We start from the raw sequence: 19,885 nt of genomic DNA, 5'->3' as shown, positions 1-19,885 counted from the left end.
ACTCCTGATTTGGACTGGGGCAGGCACGGCTGAGGACTCATCCCCCCTCGCCATCGGCGGCGACTCTGGCCCGTCCTGCCTCTTTGGCCCGGTAGAGCTGGCGGTCGGCCGCCTCCAGCAGCTGTTGCGGCGTGCCGGTCTGGCTGGGGATGGCACAGACCACGCCAAGGGAGATGGTCACCACCCTGGCCACCTCGGAGGCGAGGTGCTCGATGGCCAGCTCGCGCACGGCGCTGCACATGCTGTCGGCGAGATGGACGGCGCTGGCCAGGGGGGTGTTGGGCAGCACGCAGGCAAACTCCTCACCGCCGTAGCGGGCCACCAGATCGTGCGGCCTGCCCAGCCGCTCGGCCAGCACGGCGGCGATGGCCTGCAGGCAGTGATCGCCGGCCTGATGGCCATAGCGGTCGTTGTAGCGCTTGAAGTAATCGACATCGAGCATGATGAGGGAGAGGGGGGTGTTGTCCCGGCAACCCTGGCGCCACTGCCGCATCAGCTCATCATCGAACTGGCGCCGGTTCGGTATGCCGGTGAGGCCGTCGAGCATGGCGAGGTTGCGCAGCAAGTCCCCCTGCAGCTTGAGGGTGATGTGGGTCTTCACCCTGGCCCTGACGATGTTGGGGCTGATGGGCTTGCTGATGAAATCCACCGCGCCGAGCGCCAGGCCGTACTCTTCGTCCGTCTCCTCCTGCTGGGCCGTGACGAAGATGACGGGAATGTCCCGGGTGTCGGGATCCGCCTTGAGTTGCTGGCAGACCTCGTGGCCGCTCATGCCGTCCATGATGACGTCCAGCAAGACAAGGTCGGGCAGCAGGCTGCGGCAGAGGGCAAGTGCCTGCTCCCCGCTGGTTGCCATGAAGATCTCGCACTCTTCGCGAAAGAGCTGGTGCAGCAGCCTGATGTTGATCGCCTGATCATCGACGATCAGCAGTTTGGGGCGACGGTTGGTGGGCAGGTTCCAGGGGACCATCTTGGGCTCCATCATTGGTTGTCGCATAGGGCGTGTCCCAGCTTGAGGGCGGCGCCGAACTCCAGGTTGTCGATCAGGCCGGCAAACTGGCGAAAGGCGGTGTGCAGCTGCGGCGGCGTCTTGGGCGCCAGGGCCTCGGTCAGCTCGACCGCCGCCAGATTGCCATCCTCCAGCAGTGCCAGGATGTGCTGCATGGCCTCCCGCCATTCGGCGAGGGACAAGGCATCATCGGCCGGCTGCGTGGTGGTGTCGGGGGGCGGAGCGAAGGCTTTTTCGAGGCTCTCAAGGCTGAGCCGCACCGTCTCCTGCAACAGCTGCAGCCAGCCGGCGTCAGCCAGCAGCGCAGCGGCCTGCGGCTGGTCGGCGTGGAGCAGGGCCTGCTCCTGCGCCTTGGCCAGGGTGGCCAGTCGGCAGGCCCCCATGGTGCTGGCACTGCCCTTGATGGCGTGCAATATGCGACAGGCCTCCGTGACCTGGCCAGCGGCGATGGCCTGGTGCAAGGCCTCCAGCTGTTCTGCCATGTCGGGGCCGAACAGGCCCAGGATCCGTTGCAGCAGCTCGATATCGTTGTCAAAACGCTGGCGTATGACGGATTCGGCCTCCAGCAGGGCTTCGCTGGCTGCGGGGGACGGGGGCTGGGCAAGGGCTGGCTGGCCAGCCTTGCCAAGCTGGGCCAGCAAGGTGGAGACCAGCTGTTCGAGGGCAATGGGCTTGCCCACATGCTCATTCATGCCGGCAGCCAGGCAGAGCTGGCGATCCGCTTCCGAGGCATTGGCGGTCATGGCGATGATGGGCAGGTTGGCAAACTGCGGGTGGGCCCGGATCTGGCGGGTGGCCTCCAGCCCGTCAATATCCGGCATCTGCATGTCGATCAGCACGGCATCAAACGAGGGGGCTTGCTGCAATACCATGGCCACCCCGTCCCGCCCGCATTCGGCCAGCAGCACCCTGGCCCCTTCGCAGCTCAGCAACTCGCAGGCGACCTGGCGGTTGAGCAGATTGTCCTCCACCACCAGCAGGGTGAGGCCACTCAGCCGGCGGGTGTGCTGGGCAGGGAGAGCGGGCGCGACGTCCTGGCCATTGAGGGCCTGATAGATGGCCTCTGCCAGCTGCTTGGGAGTCACGGGTTTGGTCAGCAGACTGACGAAGGGGGTGGCGCCCGACTGGTGCGACTCGGTGAACACCTCGTGGCCGTAGGCGGTGACCATGATGACTCCGGGGACAGGGTCTTGCCCGGCCTGTTGCCGGATCTGGGCGGCGGCGTTCAGTCCATCCATGCCCGGCATGCTCCAGTCCATCAGCACTATGTCGAAGGGACGGCCCAGAGCACGGGCCTCGCCGACCCGGCGGACGGCTTCTGCCCCCGAGTGGACCAGCTCGGCCTGCCAGCCGAGCTGCAGCAGGGTGCGTTGCAGCAGCTCTGCCGCCAGCTCGCTGTCGTCGACCACCAGAATGTAGGGGGGCGGTGCCATGTCCGGGCAGGCCTCCTTGAGAGACTGGGGGGCGGCCTGTGCCAGGGTGATGTCGAACCAGAAACGGCTGCCACGGCCAGGTTCACTCTCGACCCGCAGCTCTGCCCCCATCAGCTTGAGCAGGCGTTTGCAGATCACCAGCCCCAGTCCGGAGCCGCCGAAGCGACGGGTGGTGGAGGCCTCGGCCTGGGTGAAGCTCTCGAAGATGCGCTCCAGCTGGTGGGCGCTGATGCCGATGCCGCTGTCGGTGACGGCCACGCGGATGGTGACCGTCTGCTCATGGCGGGCCAGCTGCGCCATGGTGATCACCACTTGCCCCTTGATGGTGAACTTGAGGGCATTGCCCGCCAGGTTGGTGAGCACCTGCTGCAGGCGCATGCTGTCACCGATCAGGTGATTGGGCAGGTGGGGGTCGATATCGAACATGACCTCGATCTCTTTCTGGCGCTGGTTGCCGTCCAGTACGATGGCCAGGTCCCGCATCAGCAGCTCGATGTCGAAGGGGTGCAGATCGAGCTGCAGCTTGCTGGCCTCGATCTTCGAGTAGTCGAGAATATCGTTGAGCAAGCCCAGCAGGGAGTTGGCCGCCGAGTGCGCCTTGACCACATAGTCGAGCTGGCGGGCGGTGAGCTCGGTGTACTGGATCAGCTGCAACATGCCGAGCACGGCGTTGAGGGGGGTGCGGATCTCGTGGCTCATGTTGGCGAGGAAGGAGGACTTGGTCTGGCTGGCGGCATCTGCCTGCTCCTTGGCATAGAGCAGGCGGGACTCCAGCTCGGTCTGGGCTGTGATGTCACGGTTGAAGCCGATGACGCGCAGCGCCTGACCGCTGCTGTCCCGCTCCACCTTGGCCCCGGCCTGGATCACCCGGTGATCGCCGTTGTCCTGCATCACCCGAAAGACGGGGTCGTAGATGCCGGTGCCGGCCACGGCGCGGTTCAGGCTGGCGGTGGTGGCCGCCAGATCGTCCGGGTGCACCCGGTTTGCCCAGTGCTGGTAGTTGAGCCCCTCGTCCCTGAGCGTCAGCGGCAGATCGTAGAGCTCGAACATGCGGTTGTTCCAGCTCAGGGCGTTGCTGCCGAGCTCCCATGACCAGATCCCCAGCTCGGCCACGTCGGCCGCCATCTGCAGCTGATCGCGGGTCGACAGGATCTCGTTGCGCTGGGCCAGCTGCTGGGTCATGTCGGTCATGATGCAGACGAACATGCTGGAGCCCGCCGCCTGCATCCGGCCGATCGACATCTGCAGCGGGAACTCGCTGCCATCGCGCCGCCGCCCGATAAACTCCCTCTCCATCAGGGCGGCCAGCTGACTGTCGCTGAGGGCACCGAGGGGAGCTTCACCCAGCGCGTGCTCATCGCTGCTTTGCAACAGGGTCTGCACCTGTCGGCCCTGGATCTCGCCGGCCTGATAGCCAAAGGCGGTCTGACCGGCCGGGTTGAGGGAGTGAATGCGGCCGTCAGGATCCATGGTCATGATGGGGTTGACGGCGGTGTCCAGGATGGCGCGGGTGATCTCGAGACTCTCGGCCAGCTTCTTCTCGGCCGCCTTGCTGTCGGTGATGTCCAGGCCGATGCCAAGGTAGCCCCGGCTGATCCCCTGTTCATCACGGATGGCGGTGATCACCAGGGTGACGGGGAAGCGGCTGCCATCCTTGCGCACATAGGTCCACTCCCGGCTCTCCGCCCCTTCCCGTTCCGGTTTGTAGACGAATACCTGGAAGCCGCTGATCTGCTCGCCGTACTGGGCGCTGAGCTCGACACTGCGGGCCTGCATCTCGTCGCGGGTGTGGAAGATGCCGGGGGTCTCCTTGCCGACCACGTCGGCGGCGCTGTATCCCAGCAGCTGCTCGGCCCCCTCGTTGAACAGGGTGATGGTGCCCTCCAGGTCGGCCGCTATGATGGAGATCGCCGAGGCGGAGCGCAGGACGTTGCTCAATAACACGTTGATCTTGCTCAGCTCAGCCGTGCGCTCTGCCACCTGATGTTCCAGATTGGCGTTGAGCTCCAGGATCTTGGCCTCTGCCTGTTTCTGGGCAGTGATGTCCCGGATGGTCTCTGAGGTGCCGACCAGCTTGCCCCTATGGTCATAGATGGGGGCGATGGAGATGGAGAGATCCAGCAGATGGCCGTCCCTGTGCCGACGCCGGGCGGAGAAGCTCGGGATCCGGACGCCCTGCCTGAGGTCGGTGAGCAGCGCCTTCTCGCTGGCGCTGTCGTGATCCGTCTGAAACAGCGCGCTGTCGGTACGGGTCAGCGCCTCGCCGGCCGGGTAACCGAACAGATCTTCGGCCCCCTTGTTCCAGCTTACGATGACGCCGTTCAGGGTCTTGGCGATGATGCCGTCACTGGCACCGGCCACGATGGCGGCCAGCCTGGCCTGTTCCTCAATGAGTTGCAGACGTTGCTGTTGCCCCTGAGCCCGCATGCGCGCGAGCAGGGTGAGCAGCAGAGTGAAGAGGCCGCCGGTGAACAACACCACATAGGGGGAGGTCTGGTTGAGCTGCGCCACGAACAGGGGGTGGGCGTCGAGCCTGATCTGCCAGCGGCGGCCATGAATTTCCCGCTCGGCGGCTCTGGACATGGTGATGTGGTGCGGATTGCGCGACTCATGGTCGATGGCACTGGTATAGAAGGGCTGGATATGCCGGGGGTCGGTCACATCGATCAGTCTGATGTGAAAGGCCGGGCTCTCCAGATGCAGGGCGTCCAGCAACTCTTCCATCAGCAAGGGGGTATAGCTCCAGCCAAACCCGGCGGCCTCTCGCTCCGTGGGAGTGGCAGGGGTGGTCACGGTGCGGTAGATGGGCATCAGCATCAGAAAGGATTGTCTTGGCTTGCCCGTGGCCTGTACCAGGGTGATGGGGGGGGTCAGCCGTACCTCGCCGCTGCGGATAGCGGCGAGGGCCGCCTCACGGCGCGAGGGCTCCGAGGCGATGTCCAGCCCGATGGCCGCCTTGTTGCGTGATAGCGGCTCGATAAACTGGATGATGAAATGTTCACCCCGATAGGGCGAGAGCAGCTGAAGGGTGAACCCTGGCCGCCCATCTCGTTGGGCGCGCAGGATGAAGTTGTCCAGCTCGGCATCCTTCACTCGCCTGATGAAGCCAAAACCCCGGGCACCGGGGAATTCACGGTCCACATCCCTGGTCAGGCTGTAACGAACGAAGTCCTCGTTGTCGAAGGCATGTTCGCCGGCGGTCAGGATGGCGCCGCGTACCCCTCTGAGACCGTACTGATACAGATCTAGTCGCGCCTTGACGGTATCTGCGACGTGCTCCGTGGCCGCCGTGATGCTGGCTTGTACCTGCTTGTCATTGCTGTAATGGAGGAGGAGGGTGCCGAGCAGGGAGAGCAGCAGGCCGATGATCAATACCAGGCCTGCACTGCGGTTCAACCCTAAAAAGGGGTGGTGATTGCGCAAGCTGAAGCCTCCTTGCCTCGCTGATGACGTAGAGCACACCCGATACGACGATTGAGTCGCGTTAATGCATTGAAAGTAAACCCTGATATCCCGCATTCAAAACGCAGAGCGCGAAGGGGGGCGCTCTGCGTCGATCCCAATTGGTATCAAATGAGTTGCAACATAACTTAGCATTAATCGCAGGCGTTTGTATCCGATTCTCCTGCTCGTCACCTTGGCCTGAACGGCAGCCGCGTCTATGCAAAGCGGTAGGAGCCCATGTAGAGGCTGCCGCCATCCCAGCTGTCGTGCAGCTTGACCGGCTTGTCCTGGCCGGCGGCGCCAAGCGCCACGAACAGCGGGCGCAGGTGATCGTCGTGGGGGTGGGATTCCACCGCCCCCGGCGCGCGGGCGCGGTAATCTTCCAGCGCCGCTCTGTCACCCTCGGCCATGGTCAGCTCCAGCCAGTCGACGAAACTGCGGGCCCAGCCCGGCACCGGCGAGTTTTCCGGCCCCAGCGCCCGCAGGTTGTGGGTGATGGCGCCGGAGGCCAGGATGCCGATCCCCTGGGCACGCAGCTGCTGCAGCGCCTCCCCCAGCTGCCACAGCTGGCGCGGGGTGAAGCTGGCCGGGATGGAGAGCTGCACCAGCGGGACGCTGCTGGCGGGGTCCATCAGCGAGAGCGGCGACCAGACCCCGTGATCCAGCTCGCGGCGCACCGGCTCGGCGGGCAGGCCCGCCAGCAGCAGCTGATCGCTCACCGCCTCCTGCAACCAGAGCGGGCTGCTGGCCGGCCAGCGGATGTGGTAGAGCGGCTCGGGGAAGCCGTAGAAGTCGTACATCAAGGCTGGATTGGGCTCGACGTTGATCTGCAGCTCGCTGCGGGTAAACCAGTGGGCCGAGATGACCACCAGCCCCTTCAGATCGCCAAGGCGCAGATTTTTGAGGAAGTGGGTCGCCGGCTGGTCGCGCAGAACCAGATCCGGGGCGCCATGGGAGATGAACCAGACGGGGGCGATAGACATGACAGACTCCATATGCGTTGTACCGGTGCCAGGGCACCGAAAACGGTGGGCCAGGGCGACATGCCGCTGACGATATGGTCATTATCTGCCCCGAAATGTAAGTTAACAATCCAGCTCTGTAAATAAGCACTGTTCACTATTGGTTGATAGTGATGGGTGGGAAGGAGGGGAGAGCACCAATAACAAGGCCGGCGCAGTGGCCGGCCCTGAGGGAGTTGACGGGGTTACTGAATACCCAGCAGCTCCACGTCGAAGATCAATACAGATCCCGGCGGGATCTTGCCGGCGGCGCGATCGCCGTAGGCGAGGTTGGCGGGGATGTAGAAGCGGGTCTTCTCCCCTTCCACCATCAGCTGTACCCCTTCGGTCCAGCCCTTGATCACCTGGTTGAGGCCGAACTCGATGGGCTCGCCGCGGGCGACCGAGCTGTCGAAGACGGTGCCGTCCAGCAGCTTGCCTTCGTAGTGTACCTTCACCTTGCTGGTGGCGGTGGGGTGAACGGTGCCGCTGCCGGGGGTCAGTACTTCGTACTGCAGGCCGGAGGCGGTGGTGGTCACCAGGGGTTTTTCCTTGTTGGCGGCGAGGAACTCGGCCCCCTTGCGCACATTCTCTTCCGCCAGCTTCCTGTTGTTGCTGCTCGAGTAGAAGTAGTAGGCGACGCCGGCAACCAGCAGCGCGATCAGAACGAGTTTCATCGGGTATCCCTATGTCGTGAAATGCCGGGAGGGCAGTGAGTGCGGCATCTTATCCCAGCCGGGGCGTCAGGGCGAGCCGGGGCGGGGCAGGATGTGACCGGACGGGCAAATGAGCAGGGGGAGGCGACTGGCGCCTCCCCCTCGTCGTCAGGGTGGTCGTTACTTGGCGGCCACCATCATCAGGGCAGGCAGGGCGAAGAAGAGGCCCGCCACGTAGCCGAGCGCCAGCAGCTTGTTCTCGCTGCCGACCCGGGCCAGCCCCTCGGCCGCCTTGACCGGCAGCTCGCGCAGGAAGGGTACCCCGTAGATGAGCACCACGGCGAACAGGTTGAACAGCACGTGCACCAGGGCGATGGTCAGCGCCAGCTTGGCCCCGGCACCACTGATGGCGGTGGCGGCCAGCAGGGCGGTGATGGTGGTGCCGATATTGGCGCCCAGGGTGAAGGGATAGAGCTGACGGGTGCTGAACACGCCGCCGCCGGCCAGCGGGATCATCAGGCTGGTGGTGGTGGAAGAGGACTGCACCATCACGGTAACCAGGGTGCCGGAGGCGATGCCGGTCAGCGGGCCGCGGCCCAGCGCCTTGTGTAGCACCTCTTTGGCACGGCCGACCAGCACCCGTTGCAGCACCTTGCCGAGCCAGGTGACGCAGCCGAGGATCAACAGGATGCCGATGACGATGGTGGCGATGGCCGGCCCTTTGCCCGGCAGGAAGGCCACCAGGTCGTCGATGAAGTTGAGGGCCGGGGAGATGAGGGGCTTCATGAAATCCATCCCCTTCATCGACATGTCGGCGGAGCCGACCAGCAGGGTGGCCAGCGCCTCGGCACTCTTTTGCAGCAGACCGAACATCAGCTCCAGCGGCAGGAAGATGAACACCGCCAGCAGGTTGAAGAAGTCGTGCACGGTGGCGGCGGCAAAGGCGCGGCGAAACTCGCCCCGATCCCGGATATGGCCGAGGGAGACGATGGTGTTGGTGATGGTGGTGCCGAGGTTGGCGCCCATCACCATGGGGATGGCCATGCCGATGGGCAGGCCGCCGGCCACCAGACCGACGATCACCGAGGTGACCGTGCTGGAGGATTGCACCAGGGCGGTGGCCAGGATGCCGAGCAGCAGGGCGACGAAGGGGTTGTTGGCGAAGGCGAAGATCTGGGCCGCGCCCTCGGCGCCGCCGGAGAAGCCTTTGAAGCCGTGGGAGACGGCGCCGACGGCAACCAGGATCAGGTAGATCAGGGTGATCACAGCGAGCCAGTTGAACAGTGGGCCAGTACGACGGGTCTGCTGTTGTGCAAAAGATGGGGTGCTGTGCATGAAGCCTCTTGGGACAGTCTGCTTGAAAATGGACGGGCGCATTACAGCAGGGCTCCATGACAGAAATATGACAAAGTGACACTTTTGTGATGATTTGATGACATGGCCGGGTGGGGAAGATGGGACAGAAGGTGTCGGATTGGGCCGGGATCTCGCCCCGTTTGGCTGCGAATGTGTCTGGCGGCTTGCAGCCGGGGCACAGGGCGTTATGCTGCGGCCTTCCTTATCTCAACCAGCGTGGTGTTGTTATGCGTGCATGGGTGTTGTGTCTGTCCCTGGGTCTGCTGTCTGTCGGTGCCCAGGCGAGCGTGTTGAAATCCGAGTGCAACCTCGACAAGGCAATGAAGAACGAGGCGCTCAATGCGACCCTGGGGGTCAAGGGCCGCTGTGATACCGACAAGCTGGTGCGCCAGCAGAAAGAGAAGGCCGGGGCCGAGGTGAAGAAGCACACCACGGACGTGCTGGACCAGAAAACCGCCGGCATCAAGGAGGGCAAGAGCCAGCTGCAGGGGACCCAGCAGAAGGTCGATCAGGCCGGCCAGCAGCTCAAGCAGACCCAGCAGGATGTGAAGGCGGTGGCCAAAGATCCGCTCAAGGCGGCTGCCACTGCGGTGATCAACCAGGGTTGAGCCCGGCCGCCGCGAGGGCGGTGATCAGATGAGGTGCACGAAGAAGGGGAGCCATGGCTCCCCTTCTGCTTGGTTGGTGCTGGCCGCTTACTGCGAGTCGGCCGCCTCTTCGTACTGACGGAAGGGGATGCGGAACACCGCGAGGCGCAGGAACAGGTAGGTGACGCCAAGGCCGGCCCAGATCAGGCCCAGCTCCAGCGAGCTCTGCTCCAGGTTGATCCAGAGCGCGCCTATGGTGGCGGCGCCCAGCAGCGGCAGCAGCAGGAACAGCAGGTGCTCCTTGAGGCTCTTGTTGCGCTTCTCGCGCACCCAGAACTGACCGATGACCGACAGGTTGACGAAGGTGAAGGCCACCAGGGCACCGAAGTTCACCAGCGCCAGCGCCATGTCCAGATCGAACGACACCGCGGAGAGGGCCAGGGCACCCACCATCAGCACGTTGATGGCCGGGGTGCGGTATTTGGGGTGGATGTAGCCGAATACCCGCTCCGGGATCATCCGATCGCGCCCCATCACGTAGAGGATGCGCGACACGCCGGCGTGGGCGGCCATGCCGGAGGCCAGCACGGCTACCGTGGTGCACACCAGCACCACGCTCTGGAACAGGGTGCCGCCGACGTAGAGGGCAATCTCCGGCAGCACGGCGTCCGGCTCCTTGAAGCGGGCCAGATCCGGGAAGTAGAGCTGCAGGAAGTAGGAGACGGTCACGAAGATGATGCCGCCGATCAGCGCAGTCAGCACGATGGCGCGCGGGATCACCTTGCCGGCGTTCGGGGTCTCTTCGGAGAGCGAGCTCAAGCCGTCGAAGCCCAGGAACGAGAAGCAGAGGATGGTGGCGCCGGTGAACAGCGGCACCATGCCGGCCGACTCGAAGTGGAACGGACGGCTGCTCAGCAGGGTCGCGGCCCCTTCACCCTGATAGATGCCCCAGCCCATCAGGCCGAGGAAGACGGTGATGATGGCCAGCTGGATGAAGACGATGACGCCATTGAAGTTGGCCACCAGATTGATGCCGCGCAGGTTGAGGAAGGTCATCACGGTCACCAGACCGAAGATGAAGATCCAGGGCTCGACGCCGGGGAACATGGCGGTCAGGTAGATCTTGGCCAGCAGGATGTTGATCATCGGCATGAACATATAGTCGAGCAGGGAGGACCAGCCGACCATGAAGCCGATGTAGGGGTTGAACACCTTCTGGGCGTAGGTATAGGCAGAGCCCGCGGAGGGGAATTTGCGCACCAGGTGGCCGTAGCTGATGGCGGTCAGCAGAATGCCGCCGAGCGCCAGCAGATAGGCGGTGGCAACGCGGCCTTCGGTAATGTCACCGACGATGGCGAAGGTATCGAATACCGCCATGGGTGTGAGGTAAGCCAGACCCATCACCACTACCTGGAAGAGGGTGAGCGTCTTGAGCAGCTTGGCACCGGCCATCACGCTTTCTCCTCTGTGATCGCCAGGTCGGCGAAGGGGGACGGGATCAGGGACGCAGCGCGTCGCTGGACACAGGGGGCGCCGGTCTGTGGCACAGACAAGTGGCGCACGCCGGCGGGGACCGGCAGGAAAGCAATGAAATGCCCCATGTATTTCCTCACAACGTCGGGAGATTGCCTGGCAATCTCGGTATCAATTCCGGTACAAAGTCCGGCCTCTTGGTGAATGTGGTTTACCCCTTAAAAACGAAGAACCGATGTTGCAAAAAACATCGGCTCTCAGGGGCGGCGTATTGTGCCCTCAGGGGGGGGAGGACACAAGCAAAAATGCCCCCGTCAGGGGATTTTGTTGACCTGGGTCAGGTCGGGATTGAGCCCCCGGCTGGCAGCCTGTGCTGACAGGGGCGCGAGCGGAGCCGCTCTGGTGCGAAGGGCACTGTCACGGCGGATGAACAGGGGTAAAAAAACGCCCGCGAAAGGCGGGCGCAGTAGTCATGAGAAGGGGGCTCAGGAGGCGTCGGTTTCGGGCCGGCGCAGCTGGACCCGGAATACCGTCAGGCGCAGCAGCAGATAGAGGGCGCCGAGGGCGGCCCAGATCAGCCCCAGCTCGAAGGAGGCCGGCTCCAGGTTGAGCCAGAGCACGCCGATGCAGGCGGCGCCGCACAGGGGCAGCAGCAGGAAGATCAGGTGATCCCGCAGCGTCTTGTTGTGACCGAGCTTGACGTAGAAGTGGGCAATCACCGCCAGATTGACGAAGGTGAAGGCCACCAGGGCGCCGAAGTTGATCAGTGCCAGCGCCATTTCCAGATCGAACGACACCGCCGAGAGGGCCAGGATCCCCACCAGCAGCACGTTCAGCGCCGGGGTCTGCCAGGTCGGGTGGATATAGGCGAAGAAGCGGCTCGGCAGGGCGCGATCCCGTCCCATCACGTAGAGCAGGCGCGACACGCCGGCGTGGGAGGCGAGCCCCGAGGCCAGCACCGCCACCGTGGTGCACACCAGCACCACTGCCTGGAACAGCTTGCCGCCCACATAGAGGGCGATCTCCGGCAGTACCGCATCCGGCTGCTGGAAGCGGGAGATGTCCGGGAAGAACAGCTGCAGGAAGTAGGAGACGGAGATGAACAGCACACCGCCGATCAGCGCCGTCAGCACGATGGCGCGGGGGATCACCCGATCCGCGTTCGGCGTCTCTTCCGACAGGGTGGTGATGGCGTCAAAGCCGAGGAACGACAGACAGAGGATGGAGGCGCCGGTGAGCAGGGGGGCTACCGCCATCTGATCGGAGAAGAAGGGACGGCTGCTCGCCACCGTGCCGAGCCCCTCGCCATGGTAGACACCCCAGGCGATGAGGCCGATGAAGACGGCGATGATGCTGAACTGCATGATGACGATCAGGCTGTTGAAGTTGGCCACCAGCTTGATGCCGCGCAGGTTCAGGAAGGTCATGACGGCGGCCAGCCCCAGGATGTAGGTCCAGGGTTCCACGCTCGGGAACAGGGCCTCCATATAGATCTTGGCCAGCAGCATGTTGATCATCGGCATGAACATGTAGTCGAGCAGGGAGACCCAGCCCACCATGAAGCCCACGTAAGGGTGGAACACCTTCTGGGCATAGGTGTAGGCGGAGCCCGCCGAGGGAAACTTGCGTACCAGGTGGCCGTAACTCATGGCGGTGAACAGCATGCCGATGAGGGCAAACAGGTAGGCGGTCGGCACATGGCCTTCGGTGATTTCGGTGACGATGCCGAAGGTGTCAAAGACCGCCATGGGGGTCAGGTAGGCCAGCCCCATGATGACGACGTGCCACAGCTTCAGGCTTTTTTTCAGGCCGACGGGTTGGGCATTCATTGTGCTTTCCCCTCAATCCGGGCCGAAGGGATCAGGCTGACGGCATCAACCTGGGCATAGGGGGCGCCAGCAAGGCGGCGCAGACCGGCGCGGGCCGGCAGGAAAGCAGTGAAATACCCCATGGTGTTCCTCACTAGAGAAGCGGGTGTCGTGAGATGGCAACCCATCTCGCTATCTTTTCCGGTCGGTTCCGGCCTCGTTGTGGATTTGTTTGCCGCAAAAAAAGAACCTGACTCAGCAAGTGGTCGGTCCTTTTACGCGGCGGCGCATTGTGCATTCGTGTTGCCCCCTTGACAAGCATATCAAGGGGGCAAAAACGCATTTTTTTGCACTAATGGGCGAATGCTCTGTTTCAGATCAGGCGTGAGCCGCCTGCAGGGCCTGTTCAAGCAGGGTCAGCCCCTCCTCGATGATGGCCGGCGAGGCCGTCAGCGGCGCCAGGAAGCGGATGACGTTGGCCCGCACGCCGCAGGCCAGCAGCACCAGCCCGCGCTTGCCCGCCTCGGCCACCAGTCGCTTGGTGAGCTCGGCATCCGGCTGGTTTGCATCGCGCTGCCTGACCAGTTCCATGGCCACCATGGCGCCGGGGCCACGGATGTCGCCGATGCAGTCAAAACGCTCGGCCAGCTGCTGCAGGCGTGCCTTGATCTGCTCGCCCTGGGCCTGGGCCTGCTGGTTGAGACGCTCCTCTTCGATCACCTCCAGCACCGCCAGGGCGGCGGCGCAGGCGATGGGAGAACCGGCGTAGGTGCCGCCCAGGCCACCCGGCTTGGCGGCGTTCATCACCTCCGCCTTGCCCACCACGGCGGAGAGCGGGAAGCCGCCGGCCAGGCTCTTGGCGAGCGTCATGATGTCCGGCTCGATGCCGCTGTATTCGGTGGCGAAGGTCTTGCCGGTGCGACAGAAACCGCTCTGGATCTCGTCGCAGATGAGCAGGATGCCGTGCTGATCGCACAGCTGGCGCAGGCGCTGCATGAAGCTGGCGGAGGCGGGGTAGAAGCCCCCTTCACCCTGCACCGGCTCGATGATGATGGCGGCCACCCGGGTCGGTTCGATATCCGAGCTGAAGCAGAGATCCAGCGCAGCCAGCGCATCGGCCTCGCTCACTCCCAGATAGTCGCTCGGGAAGGGCAGGTGATAGACCTCCCCCGGGAAGGGGCCGAAACCGGTCTTGTAGGGCACCACCTTGCCGGTGAGCGCCATCCCCATCATGGTGCGGCCGTGAAAGCCCCCCTTGAAGGCGATGGTGCCGCTGCGGCCGGTGTGGGCGCGGGCGATCTTGATGGCGTTCTCTACCGCCTCGGCGCCGGTGGAGAGAAACAGGGTGCGCTTCGGGGTAGGGCCGGGCACCAGGGCATTCAGTTTTTCCGCCAGCTCGATATAGCCGGGGTAGGGGGTGACCTGGAAGCAGGTGTGGCTGAACTTCTCCAGCTGCGCGCGCACCGCCGCCACCACTTTCGGGTGGTTGTGGCCGGTGTTGAGCACGGCGATGCCGGAGGCAAAATCGATGTAGCGGTTGCCCTCCACATCCCACAGCTCGGCGTTTTGTGCCCGGTCGATAAACACCGGCAGCAGGGTGCCGACGCCGTTGACCACGGCGGCTTCGCGGCGCGCTTGCCACGCCTTGTTTGATGCTGACTGACTCATCTTTCCTCCCTGAGGGGCCGGGGGCCCCTGTCTCAATGTGGCGAGGCCCCTTGGGAGCACTCACTTCGTCCTTGTTAAGCGATATGGCTGCGCCGGCGGGGGGTAGGCCCCTGTTGCAGGCCCGGCCGCCGGCGCAAGATGTGACTGCCTAGCGGATGCCGCCAAAGCAGAGGTATTTGGTCTCGAGGTACTCCTCCAGCCCCTCGGCCGCCCCTTCACGACCCAGGCCCGACTCCTTGATGCCACCAAAGGGGGCCAGCTCGGTCGAGATGATCCCCTCGTTGATGCCGACCATGCCGTATTCGAGCTGCTCGGCCACCCGCCAGACGCGGGCGATGTCGCGGCCATAGAAGTAGGCAGCCAGACCATAAGGGGTGTCGTTGGCCAGAGCGATGGCCTCGGCCTCGGTGTCAAAGCGCACCAAGGGCGCCACCGGGCCGAAGATCTCCTCCTGCAGGATGGGGTTGGTTTTATCCACCTTGCCCAGAATGGTGGGCTGGTAGAAGAGCGGGCCGGCGGGGTGGGCTTCGCCCCCCATCAGCAGCTCGGCGCCGGCGGCGGTGGCCTGTTTGACCAGCTCGGCCACCTTGCTGGCGGCGGCCGGGTTGATGAGCGGGCCTATCTGGGTGCCTTCGCTCATGCCGTCGCCTACCTTGAAGGCCTTGACGGCGGCGGTGAGCTTCTCGGCGAAGGCGTCGTAGATGCCAGCCTGCACCAGGATGCGGTTGGCGCAGACGCAGGTCTGGCCGGCGTTGCGGTATTTGGAGGCGAGCGCGCCGGCGATGGCAGCGTCGAGATCGGCGTCGTCAAACACGATAAAGGGGGCGTTGCCGCCGAGCTCCAGCGACAGCTTCTTCATGGTGTCGGCGCACTGGCGCATCAACAGCTTGCCGATGCGGGTGGAGCCGGTGAAGGAGAGCTTGCGCACCGTCTTGTTGTTGCACAGCTCGTTGCCCACCGCCGCGGCCTGATGGCTGGTGACGATGTTGATGACCCCGGCCGGGATCCCTGCCTGTTCTGCCAGCGCCGCCAGTGCCAGTGCACAGAGCGGGGTCTCGGCGGCCGGCTTGATGACGATGGTACAACCGGCAGCCAGCGCCGGGCCCGCCTTGCGGGTGATCATGGCGATGGGGAAGTTCCAGGGGGTGATGGCGGCGACTACCCCCACCGGCTGCTTGATGGTAGCCAGCCGGCGGTCGCTGGAGAAGCCAGGAATGGTACGGCCGTAGGCGCGTTTGCCCTCTTCCGCGAACCACTGGATGAAGCTGGCACCGTAGGCTACTTCCCCCTTGGCCTCGGCCAGCGGCTTGCCCTGCTCGCAGGTCATGATGCGGGCCAGTTCCTCCTGGTTGGCCATGATGAGCTCGAACCAGGCGTAGAGTCGGTTGCTGCGCTCCTTGGCGGTGAGCGCCGCCCAGCCCGGCTGGGCCGCGTGGGCGGCGGCGATGGCGCGGCGGGTGTCGCCCTCGTCCATGTCGGGCACCTGGGTAATGACCTGGCCGGTGGCCGGGTTGTGCACCTCGAATCGGCGTCCGCCGCTGGCTTCGCACCAGCGACCATCTATATAGGCAAGGGATTTGATCAGGGAGAGTGCGGGTTGTGATGCTGACATAGATAGCAAGCCTCGATTGTGGGTCAGGGGGCCGGCTCATCCTGTGCCGCCACCGTATAGAATAATAAGCACAGGAAGACCATAAATTGAGCTGAAATGTTTTTCAAGTGTTAAATATATTTGAGTAAACTGTGTCTCGCGTGCTAGAAATGGAGCTGTTGGAGCGATTTTACCGGTTTCTGTGGTGCAGGGTGTGCAAAATAATGAACGGAGTGCACTGTGCAGGATAACAAACAGGTCGGTCGGATTGACTCGCTATTTTAACCGGGGCCGCCAATGGCTCCTACCAGGCACACAGGGAGGTGGCCGAATGCAGCAACCACAGGGCGAGACGCGCTGGCAGTCCATGACCGACAACCCGCTGGCGCAGAGTACCCAGGCGCAGAGCATGGGGGAGCGGTTGGCCGCCACTCGCCGCCGGCTGGGGCTCTCCCAGAGGCGGGTGGCCGAGCTGAGCGGGCTGACCCATGGTGCCATCTGCATGATAGAGCAGGACAAGGTGAGCCCGTCGGTGGCCACTTTGCAAAAGCTGCTCAGCGTCTACGAGCTGCCGCTGTCGCGCTTCTTCGCCGAAGAGGAGGTGGCGAGCACGCCGAGCGTGGTGATCAGGGCCGAGCAGCTGATCGAGCTGGGCAGCCAGGGGGTCTCCATGAAGCTGGTGCACAACGGCAACAACCGTCGCCAGCTCGGCTTCATGCTGGAGACCTACGCCCCCGGCACCGACACCGGCGGCCAGGTCACCCATCTGGGGGAGGAGGTGGGTACCGTGCTGGAGGGGTCGGTGATCCTGACGGTGGCGGGCCAGACCTATCAGCTCAGTGCCGGGGACAGCTACGTGATCGACACGGGCGAGCCCCACAGTTTCAGCAATCCGTCGGGGCAGGTCTGCCGCATCGTCAGCGCCCACACCCCGGCCAACTTCTAGTGTCGAGACATCGTCTCGTTTGGGAAAAGAACTTGTAAGGAAACAGGGATCATGACCGAACATGTAAACAGTTACTACGCAGCCAGTGCCAACCAACACGCGCCCTATCCGACGCTGACCGAACAGCTGGAGTGTGACGTCTGCGTCATCGGGGCGGGTTATACCGGCCTCTCCAGCGCATTGCATCTGGTGGAAAAGGGCTATTCGGTGGTGGTACTGGAGGCGGCCCGGGTGGGTTTTGGCGCCAGCGGGCGCAACGGCGGCCAGATCGTCAACTCCTACAGCCGCGACATCGACACCATAGAAGCGAATTGCCCGCCGGAACAGGCCAGGCTGCTCGGTTCCATGCTGTTTGAGGGGGGCCAGATCATCCGCGAGCGGATCAAGCGCTACAACATCCAGTGTGACCTGCAGGAGGGTGGGGTGTTCGCCGCCGAGACCGAGAAGCAGTTGCACGAGCTCAAGGCGCAGCAGGCGCGCTGGGAGAAGTGGGGCAACGACAAGCTGGAGCTGCTCGATGCCGACGGTGTGCGCGAGGTGGTAGCGAGCGATCGCTACGTCGGCGCCCTGCTCGACAAGAGCGGCGGCCACATTCACCCCCTCAACCTGGCGCTGGGGGAGGCGGAGGCGATCCGCTTGCAGGGGGGCAAGATCTTCGAACAGTCCGCCGTCACCAGCATCACGCCGGGTCAGCCTGCCCTGGTCAAGACCGCCAAGGGGGCGGTCAAGGCGCGCTACGTGGTGGTGGCCGGCAACGCCTACCTCGGCAATCTGGTGCCCGAGCTCGCCGGCAAGAGCATGCCCTGCGGCACCCAAGTGATCGCCACCGAGGTGCTGGGGGAGGAGCGGGCCCGCTCGCTGTTGCCGCAAAACTACTGTCTGGAAGATTGCAACTACCTGCTCGACTACTACCGCACCTCTGGCGATCACCGGCTGATCTATGGCGGTGGCGTGGTCTATGGGGCGCGGGATCCGGCGGACATCGAGCGGCTGATCATCCCCAAGATGCTCAAGACCTTCCCCCAGCTGGCGGACGTCAAGGTGGAGTACACCTGGACCGGCAACTTCCTGCTCACCCTGTCGCGGCTGCCGCAGTTTGGCCGCATCGGCCACAACATCTATTACATGCAGGGCTACAGCGGCCATGGCGTCACCTGTACCCATCTGGCGGGCAAGCTGCTCTCCGAGGTGTTGAGCGGTCAGGCGGAGCGCTTCGATGCGTTTGCCAAGCTGCCGCACTACCCCTTCCCGGGTGGCCGCCTGTTCCGCATCCCCTTCACCGCCGCCGGCGCCGCCTGGTACACCCTGCGCGATCGGCTGGGGGTATGAGCCGGCCCGTGCCGGGCTCACTCTCAAGGAAAAAGAAACACCGCCAGCTGGCGGTGTTCTTCTTTATATGGGCGCTTATTGGGCCAGGGACTTCAACTGCTGCTTGTCCGGCGGGTTGTTCCAGTCGATGGGGCCATGGGTGAAGCGGTACTGCAGGCGGGGCAGGCTGGTCTCCAGCCACTCATCCCGAAAATAGGCGTAGCCCTGATCCCAGTCCGGGTCGTTGGCCCAGCCGGTCTGCAGGAAGTAGAGTCGGGTGCCCTGACCTTCCGGCACGAAGCGCAGGCAGACCTGGGTCTTCTGTTGGCGGATATGGGGCAGGGAGGGGGGGAAATTCCAGCTGAAACTGAGCAGGTCGTGGGGCATGACGGCCATCACCCGGCAACCTTCGCTGCCACGCTCGCCCAGCGGGGCATCGGGTCTGAAATAGATTTCGAAGGGACCATTCGGTTCCGGCACCATCAGGCATTCCGGCGCCAGAAAACTGCGCAGGCCGCTTTCGGTTGTCCAGGCACGCCAGACGTCGTCGATATGGGCCGGAACAAAGATATTGCCTTCTATCTGCTTGTTATCCATAAATCAGCGAGCCTCAAAACATCCATACACGGGACTCAGGCAGTATAGTCCCATGGCTCATGAAATGGACAGAGGTGTGTCACACCCCTGCCATTGCGGCGGCGTTATTCTGTGTCGGCGATTTGACAGGGCCCCCGTGTTCCATGGAGAGTGGGGTGGTACTCATATGACAGGGACAGTTTGATGATCAGAGCCATGCGAGAGACGGATATTCCCCAGTTGGCGCAGCTGTTTTTGAAAGGGCGGCGTCAGACCTTTCACTGGGTCGATCCCGCCCAGTTCCGGCTGGAAGATTTTGACGAGCAGACCCGGGGCGAGCAGATCTGGGTGGCCGAGCAGGGGGGGACACCCTGCGGCTTCATCTCCATCTGGGGCGATGAGAGCTTCGTGCACCACCTCTATGTTTCGGCCGACTGGCATGGCCAGGGCATGGGACGGGCCCTGCTGCAGCACGGGCTGGCTCCCTTCAACAAGCCAGCATCCCTCAAGGTGGCCACCAACAACACGGCGGCGCTGGCGTTTTATCACCGGCTGGGTTGGCAGAATACGGCGGAAACCGGTCACTGCGAGATCACCGGCCCCTGGCGGCGGCTGATCCTGGAATAAGCCGGTTTGCCATGTCCAGTTTGCCAATCCACACAGGAGAGGTTGCCGGCAGCCATCGCCGGCAATATATAGTGTCAATTGTCTACCTAGAGTCTCGTGTGAGTGGCGGAAAAATTAACAGCCGTAGCTAATTGTAAAAATAGCTGGCATCACCTGCCGGAAAATATGACAAGCTGTGCCGGATCTATTTGCCATGCGTTACATGGGGGAATTGCATGGTAAACGATCTTGCAGGCGGGCCAATGAGTAATGGCTGAATAAAGTGGCCGCAATATTCAGCCAGAACTTTTTTGTTAAGAAAGTGACAGCTCTTATAAAAACATTATGTTGTTCTCAAACAGCCGTGCTATTCTCAAGCTGTGTTATCCCTGTGACAAACAAAAATAATTCTGTGAGGAAGTA

General features: G+C 63.6%; 16 protein-coding genes. 4 read left to right on the top strand and 12 right to left on the bottom strand.

Translation table 11 applies throughout. The features are described from left to right. Positions 1-37 precede the first annotated feature (37 nt). From G5134_RS11900 to G5134_RS11880, 5 genes are all read right to left on the bottom strand, one after another. Positions 38-970 carry a diguanylate cyclase gene (locus tag G5134_RS11900; RefSeq protein WP_408814121.1) on the bottom strand — a complete coding sequence of 311 codons (933 nt, stop codon included), beginning with the start codon at positions 968-970 and terminating at the stop codon, positions 38-40. A gap of 11 nt (positions 971-981) precedes the next feature. After that, positions 982-5,865 (bottom strand): PAS domain S-box protein, encoded by a 4,884-nt coding sequence (locus G5134_RS11895; RefSeq protein ID WP_421232026.1) that lies wholly within the window; start codon positions 5,863-5,865, stop codon positions 982-984. A gap of 236 nt (positions 5,866-6,101) precedes the next feature. Next, positions 6,102-6,869: a DODA-type extradiol aromatic ring-opening family dioxygenase gene (locus G5134_RS11890; protein ID WP_017765719.1), complete on the bottom strand. Its 768-nt coding sequence runs from the start codon at positions 6,867-6,869 to the stop codon at positions 6,102-6,104. Positions 6,870-7,093: 224 nt separating this feature from the next. Next, positions 7,094-7,564, bottom strand: a complete 471-nt coding sequence (locus G5134_RS11885) for an FKBP-type peptidyl-prolyl cis-trans isomerase (RefSeq protein WP_010633350.1) — start codon at positions 7,562-7,564, stop codon at positions 7,094-7,096. 159 nt (positions 7,565-7,723) lie between these two features. Further along, positions 7,724-8,878, bottom strand: coding sequence for a sodium dependent phosphate pump (locus tag G5134_RS11880; protein ID WP_010633351.1), 1,155 nt, complete (start codon positions 8,876-8,878; stop codon positions 7,724-7,726). 248 nt (positions 8,879-9,126) lie between these two features. Here G5134_RS11880 and G5134_RS11875 point away from each other — a divergent pair, with 248 nt between their 5' ends. Next, positions 9,127-9,507, top strand: a complete 381-nt coding sequence (locus G5134_RS11875) for a hypothetical protein (RefSeq protein WP_421157437.1) — start codon at positions 9,127-9,129, stop codon at positions 9,505-9,507. 87 nt (positions 9,508-9,594) lie between these two features. On the opposite strand, the gene G5134_RS11870 is transcribed toward G5134_RS11875, so the two are convergent. The 6 genes from G5134_RS11870 to G5134_RS11845 form a co-directional block, all read right to left on the bottom strand. Beyond that, positions 9,595-10,938, bottom strand: a complete 1,344-nt coding sequence (locus tag G5134_RS11870; protein WP_005303054.1) for an APC family permease — start codon at positions 10,936-10,938, stop codon at positions 9,595-9,597. Then, complete coding sequence (locus G5134_RS11865) at positions 10,938-11,087, bottom strand: hypothetical protein (protein ID WP_005303052.1); 150 nt, start codon at positions 11,085-11,087, stop codon at positions 10,938-10,940. Before G5134_RS11865 ends, G5134_RS11870 begins: the two co-directional genes overlap by 1 nt. Positions 11,088-11,444: 357 nt before the next feature. Next, positions 11,445-12,788 (bottom strand): APC family permease, encoded by a 1,344-nt coding sequence (locus tag G5134_RS11860; protein ID WP_005303048.1) that lies wholly within the window; start codon positions 12,786-12,788, stop codon positions 11,445-11,447. Beyond that, positions 12,785-12,910: a hypothetical protein gene (locus G5134_RS11855; RefSeq protein WP_005303046.1), complete on the bottom strand. Its 126-nt coding sequence runs from the start codon at positions 12,908-12,910 to the stop codon at positions 12,785-12,787. The genes G5134_RS11860 and G5134_RS11855 overlap by 4 nt, the downstream gene beginning before the upstream one ends. 235 nt (positions 12,911-13,145) lie before the next feature. Continuing rightward, entirely contained in the window at positions 13,146-14,435 is a 1,290-nt protein-coding gene (gabT, locus tag G5134_RS11850; protein WP_421232025.1) for a 4-aminobutyrate--2-oxoglutarate transaminase, read from the bottom strand. A 148-nt stretch (positions 14,436-14,583) separates the two neighbouring features. Beyond that, the gene (locus G5134_RS11845; RefSeq protein ID WP_421232024.1) at positions 14,584-16,047 is read right to left on the bottom strand and encodes an NAD-dependent succinate-semialdehyde dehydrogenase; all 1,464 of its coding nucleotides are present in this window, start codon (positions 16,045-16,047) and stop codon (positions 14,584-14,586) included. Between the two features lie 310 nt (positions 16,048-16,357). Here G5134_RS11845 and puuR point away from each other — a divergent pair, with 310 nt between their 5' ends. Together puuR and G5134_RS11835 are read left to right on the top strand one after the other, a co-directional pair. Then, the gene (gene puuR, locus G5134_RS11840) at positions 16,358-16,972 is read left to right on the top strand and encodes an HTH-type transcriptional regulator PuuR (RefSeq protein ID WP_421144773.1); all 615 of its coding nucleotides are present in this window, start codon (positions 16,358-16,360) and stop codon (positions 16,970-16,972) included. A gap of 51 nt (positions 16,973-17,023) precedes the next feature. Next, positions 17,024-18,301, top strand: coding sequence for an NAD(P)/FAD-dependent oxidoreductase (locus G5134_RS11835; RefSeq protein WP_005303038.1), 1,278 nt, complete (start codon positions 17,024-17,026; stop codon positions 18,299-18,301). A gap of 75 nt (positions 18,302-18,376) precedes the next feature. On the opposite strand, the gene G5134_RS11830 is transcribed toward G5134_RS11835, so the two are convergent. Then, positions 18,377-18,877: an SRPBCC family protein gene (locus G5134_RS11830; RefSeq protein ID WP_005303036.1), complete on the bottom strand. Its 501-nt coding sequence runs from the start codon at positions 18,875-18,877 to the stop codon at positions 18,377-18,379. Positions 18,878-19,060: 183 nt separating this feature from the next. On the opposite strand from G5134_RS11830, the gene G5134_RS11825 reads away from it, so the two are divergent. Next, positions 19,061-19,483, top strand: a complete 423-nt coding sequence (locus G5134_RS11825; protein ID WP_010633357.1) for a GNAT family N-acetyltransferase — start codon at positions 19,061-19,063, stop codon at positions 19,481-19,483. Positions 19,484-19,885: the final 402 nt, after the last annotated feature.

The sequence above is a fragment of the Aeromonas sp. 600276 genome (assembly GCF_049175815.1).
GTDB classification, from domain to species: Bacteria; Pseudomonadota; Gammaproteobacteria; order Enterobacterales; family Aeromonadaceae; genus Aeromonas; species Aeromonas dhakensis.
This window is presented reverse-complemented; position numbering and strand designations above follow the sequence as displayed.

Bases quoted from the DNA above. Each gene is read 5' to 3' on its own strand.
- G5134_RS11900 (WP_408814121.1), bottom strand. From the start codon at position 970: ATGGTCCCCTGGAACCTGCCCACCAACCGTCGCCCCAAACTGCTGATC.
- G5134_RS11890 (WP_017765719.1), bottom strand. From the start codon at position 6,869: ATGTCTATCGCCCCCGTCTGGTTCATCTCCCATGGCGCCCCGGATCTG.
- G5134_RS11885 (WP_010633350.1), bottom strand. From the start codon at position 7,564: ATGAAACTCGTTCTGATCGCGCTGCTGGTTGCCGGCGTCGCCTACTAC.
- G5134_RS11880 (WP_010633351.1), bottom strand. From the start codon at position 8,878: ATGCACAGCACCCCATCTTTTGCACAACAGCAGACCCGTCGTACTGGC.
- G5134_RS11875 (WP_421157437.1), top strand. From the start codon at position 9,127: ATGCGTGCATGGGTGTTGTGTCTGTCCCTGGGTCTGCTGTCTGTCGGT.
- G5134_RS11870 (WP_005303054.1), bottom strand. From the start codon at position 10,938: ATGGCCGGTGCCAAGCTGCTCAAGACGCTCACCCTCTTCCAGGTAGTG.
- G5134_RS11865 (WP_005303052.1), bottom strand. From the start codon at position 11,087: ATGGGGCATTTCATTGCTTTCCTGCCGGTCCCCGCCGGCGTGCGCCAC.
- G5134_RS11860 (WP_005303048.1), bottom strand. From the start codon at position 12,788: ATGAATGCCCAACCCGTCGGCCTGAAAAAAAGCCTGAAGCTGTGGCAC.
- G5134_RS11855 (WP_005303046.1), bottom strand. From the start codon at position 12,910: ATGGGGTATTTCACTGCTTTCCTGCCGGCCCGCGCCGGTCTGCGCCGC.
- gabT (WP_421232025.1), bottom strand. From the start codon at position 14,435: ATGAGTCAGTCAGCATCAAACAAGGCGTGGCAAGCGCGCCGCGAAGCC.
- G5134_RS11845 (WP_421232024.1), bottom strand. From the start codon at position 16,047: ATGTCAGCATCACAACCCGCACTCTCCCTGATCAAATCCCTTGCCTAT.
- puuR (WP_421144773.1), top strand. From the start codon at position 16,358: ATGCAGCAACCACAGGGCGAGACGCGCTGGCAGTCCATGACCGACAAC.
- G5134_RS11835 (WP_005303038.1), top strand. From the start codon at position 17,024: ATGACCGAACATGTAAACAGTTACTACGCAGCCAGTGCCAACCAACAC.
- G5134_RS11830 (WP_005303036.1), bottom strand. From the start codon at position 18,877: ATGGATAACAAGCAGATAGAAGGCAATATCTTTGTTCCGGCCCATATC.
- G5134_RS11825 (WP_010633357.1), top strand. From the start codon at position 19,061: ATGATCAGAGCCATGCGAGAGACGGATATTCCCCAGTTGGCGCAGCTG.